This is a genomic window from Paracoccus versutus (assembly GCF_000763885.1).
Lineage (GTDB): Bacteria > Pseudomonadota > Alphaproteobacteria > Rhodobacterales > Rhodobacteraceae > Paracoccus > Paracoccus versutus.
In genome coordinates this window covers 1-1,037 of record NZ_JRKO01000165.1, presented here as the reverse complement: position 1 = coordinate 1,037, position 1,037 = coordinate 1, and the positions used below count along the sequence as shown (strand labels likewise).

The window sequence follows — 1,037 nt, the reverse complement described above, 5'->3', positions numbered from 1 at the left end:
CCGCCGGGCCGCCGCCGACGATCACAACGTCGTATTCCATCGACTCGCGTTCAACTTCGGACATGGCTCGGCCTCCCTGGCTGGCTGGTGGCGGTTGCGGGGCGCGGGTCGGGGGGCTCTGCCCCCCGCGCCCCTGCGGCCCCTCGATGGGGCCGCTGGGGCGCTCCCCCCGGAGTATTTGCGGAACAGAGAAGTTCAGAGCTTGCCGGTCAGTTCCGGCACCAGGCTGAACAGGTCGCCCACCAACCCGTAGTCGGCGACCTGGAAGATCGGCGCCTCCTCGTCCTTGTTGATCGCAACGATCACCTTCGAATCCTTCATCCCCGCAAGGTGCTGGATCGCGCCCGAGATGCCCACCGCCACGTAGAGCTCGGGCGCCACCACCTTGCCGGTCTGGCCGACCTGCCAGTCGTTCGGCGCGTAGCCCGAGTCCACCGCAGCCCGCGAGGCACCCACCGCGGCGCCGAGCTTGTCGGCAAGCGCCTCGATGATGGCGAAGCTCTCCTTCGAGCCCAGGCCGCGGCCGCCCGAGACCACCCGCTTGGCCGAGGTCAGCTCGGGGCGGTCGCTCTCGGCAACCTCGTCGGCAACCCAGGCCGACAGGCCGGGATCGGCGGCGGCGGCGGTCTCCGCCACGTTGGCCGAACCGCCGATCCCCGCCGCGTCGAAGCTCGCGGTGCGGATGGTGAAGACCTTCCTGGCGTCCTTCGAGCGCACCACCTGGATGGCGTTGCCGGCATAGATCGGCCGCTCGAACGTGTCCGCGTCGATCACCGCCGAGACGTCCGACAGCACCATCACGTCCAGAAGCGCCGCCACCCGCGGCATCACGTTCTTGGCATCGGTGGTCGCAGGCGCCGCGATGTGGTCGTAATCGCCGGCAAGGCCCACGATCAGCGCCGCCGTCGGCTCGGCCAGCCGGTGGCCGTAGAGCGGGGCTTCCGCCACCAGAACCTTGGAGACGCCGGCGATCTTCGCCGCCTCCTCGCCCGCGGCCTTGGCCTGCGCGCCGGCGCAGAGCACCGTGACATCACCCA

1 protein-coding gene is annotated in these 1,037 nt (G+C 70.5%); it reads right to left on the bottom strand.

The window, feature by feature from the left end; all coding sequences use genetic code 11:
* Positions 1-195 precede the first annotated feature (195 nt).
* The coding region (locus IT40_RS26455) for an electron transfer flavoprotein subunit alpha/FixB family protein (protein ID WP_036761508.1) at positions 196-1,037 on the bottom strand (842 nt) is incomplete at its 5' end.